This is a genomic window from Kitasatospora sp. NPDC057512, from assembly GCF_042802135.1.
Taxonomy (GTDB): Bacteria; Actinomycetota; Actinomycetes; order Streptomycetales; family Streptomycetaceae; genus Kitasatospora.
In genome coordinates, this window is record NZ_JBHVET010000963.1 from 1 (window position 1) to 2,589 (window position 2,589).

General features: G+C 72.7%; 3 protein-coding genes. 2 read left to right on the plus strand and 1 reads right to left on the minus strand.

All coding sequences use genetic code 11. The annotated features are described in order from the left end of the window. Window positions 1-189: 189 nt before the first annotated feature. Complete coding sequence (locus ACFU6K_RS36280) at window positions 190-639, minus strand: hypothetical protein (RefSeq protein WP_380670498.1); 450 nt, start codon at window positions 637-639, stop codon at window positions 190-192. A gap of 398 nt (window positions 640-1,037) precedes the next feature. On the opposite strand from ACFU6K_RS36280, the gene ACFU6K_RS36285 reads away from it, so the two are divergent. Together ACFU6K_RS36285 and ACFU6K_RS36290 are read left to right on the plus strand one after the other, a co-directional pair. Beyond that, entirely contained in the window at window positions 1,038-1,661 is a 624-nt protein-coding gene (locus ACFU6K_RS36285) for a DUF2306 domain-containing protein (protein WP_380670500.1), read from the plus strand. Between the two features lie 434 nt (window positions 1,662-2,095). Further along, complete coding sequence (locus ACFU6K_RS36290; protein ID WP_380670502.1) at window positions 2,096-2,554, plus strand: hypothetical protein; 459 nt, start codon at window positions 2,096-2,098, stop codon at window positions 2,552-2,554. The last annotated feature ends 35 nt before the right edge of the window (window positions 2,555-2,589 follow it).

Consider the following 2,589-nt stretch of genomic DNA (forward strand, 5'->3'; position numbering starts at 1 on the left):
CTCCGGAGGACGTCGAACCCGCCGGTGCGGACCGTGAGAAGTCGGCGGGGCCGACTTCCTGTGCGCGGGCCTGGCCGGTGGGGATGGCGCTGCCCCGGGACCAGAGTTCCTCCACGGCCGACGCGCCACCTGACGACGGCGGGAGGGGCCGCCCCATGCCGGGCGGCCCCGCTGCTGTCGGACCGTCGCCTACCAGTCGGACTTGATCTCGAACGCCCATTCCCAGTCGCCGAGTTCGGTGGCGTCGTCGTCGACGAAGGTGCCCTTGGCGGTGTAGACGCCCCGGGCGAGCACGCCGGACGGCGCCTCCTCCCAGTCGTGCCGGGGGATGCTGACCTCGCGCGGCTGGTCCTGCGGGCCGAAGGAGCCCAGCATCTGGCGGTCCTTCTGGACCCTGAGCCCCTTCCGGTAGGTCTGGTTCGTGTACAGGACGCCCGAGACGGTCCCGCCGGAGACCCGGAACGTCAGCTTCACCCGGTAGTTGGCACCCTCCTTGAGGGTGATGGTGGTGGCGGCCGCCTGCTTCCGGGCCTCCTCGGTGGACAGGTCCAGGACCACGGAGTCGCGGCCCTCGATCTCGAACGTGCCCTGGACAAGGGCGAAGCGGGGGGCCGGCTGGGTGGTGCTGTCGCTCGTCATGATCCCGTTCCTCGGTCGTCTTGGTGTGATCAGCCTTCCGGGACGGCGGCGTTCGGGGGCGCGGCCCGGTGCGATGTGGCCGAAACCGAACGTGATCTTCACTCTTGAGAGTGAAGATCACCCATGCATCCCGGCCAAGGCATTGCCCTTGACGTACACGTAGGCGTCGGACATGGGATTCCTTTGCTCCGGAGGGAGTTCTCGTGGTGATCGCCGCTCACGCTAGCCGCGCCGCGATCGATTCCAAGGAACTCCGTTCCGGAATAACACTTTCGAGGGAACGATCTTGACAGCAGGCGTCAAGTACCCATCCCCGTACGGGAGGTGGGGTTCTCTGGGGGTTCCTCTCGGGGGCAACCCGGATGTCGGCCCGGGCCGCCGGGGCCGACACTCGGTCCATGCGCATCACACGGGCCGGCTGGGCCGTCATGACGGTGCTCGCCACCCTCATCGCCGTGATCTCCGCCAAGTACTTCAGCTTCGACCCCGCGGGGTTCTTCGAGCAGCAGCGCGCCACCTACCTGCGCCACGAAGTCCCGCTCTACATCCACATCTTCGGCGCGATCACCGCACTCGCGGTCGGGCCCTGGCAGTTCTCCACCCGCCTGCGCGAGCGCCGGCCCCGCCTGCACCGCCGGATCGGCGTCACGTACCTGGTCGGCTGCCTGGTCGGCGGGGTGGGCGCACTGCTGCTGGCACCCGTCGCGTACGGGGGAGCGGTGGCCAGGCTCGGCTTCGTCGGCCTGGCCGTGGCCTGGCTGGTGACCGGCCACGGCGGGCTGCGGGCGATCCTCGACGGCCGGGTGGCCGACCACCGCCACTGGATGATCCGCAGCTTCGCGCTCACCTTCGCCGCCGTCACCCTGCGCCTCATGCTGCTCGCCGCGACGGCCGCGCACCTGGACTTCCGTGCCTCCTACACCGCCATCGCCTGGCTGTGCTGGGTGCCCAACCTGCTGCTGGCCTGCTGGTTCACCCGCCCCCGCCGCGCCGTCGCGCAGGAGGTGGCGGCAGGTCGGTAGGGGCGCCTGCCGGGCCTCTCCCCGGACGGTCACCACCTCGGACCGGGCAGCCGGACCACCCGCGCGGGGCCGGCCCGGGCCGGCCCCGCGACCGGCGGTGTTCCTCCGCCCGGGTGGCCGGCCGCCCGGCCCGGGGATCCGCGGGAGGCCGCCACGAACCGGCGGGGTGACCGGCGGGGTGAGCGGCGCTCAGGCGCGGGTGCGGACGTGGGTGGCGGGGCGGCCGTACGCGGTGTGGGCGATGCGCGGGGTGGTGCCGGAGTGGCCCGGCCCGGCTAGCCCGGCCGGGCAGCGGTGTTCCCCCGCCCGGGTAACCGGTACGGCGGGCCTCCGCGCCGGAGTCGGGGGTTCGGGTACGGATCGGCCTCGACGCGGGGAACGGTCCCGCGTCGACGCACCCCGACCAGCAACCCTCAGGAGCCTCCGTGGCCCGCATGAAGCCCCTCGTCCTGACCGCCCTCGCCGTCGCCGTCGCCGGTGTCCTGGCCTCGGGCACCGTGGCCGCCGTCGCCGACGGCAAGCCCAGCCACAAGCCCGTCGGAGAGCCCGTCGGCGAGCCGGTGGGCAAGCCCGTGGGCACGCCCGTGGGCACGCCCAACGTCAAGCCGACCGTCGTCGTCCCGCACGGCCCGGCCGCCGTCAGCCCCGCACTGATGGCCGCGCACGACCAGGTCGTCGGCGACTGGATCGACGTGGACCCGGGGGCCAACGGGGTCGCCGTCGTCAGCTGTCCGTCCGGGGAGGTGCCCACCGGCGGTGGCGGCCAGACCAGCGCCTACCGGATCTTCTTCACCGACTCCTACCCGACCGACAACTCCTGGGTCGTGCGCGGTACCAACACCGGCACCGCGACCGAGTCCATCCGCGCGACCGCCGTCTGCACCGCCCTCTGACGTTCAGGACGAACGGCCCGGGCCCGGATTCCGGC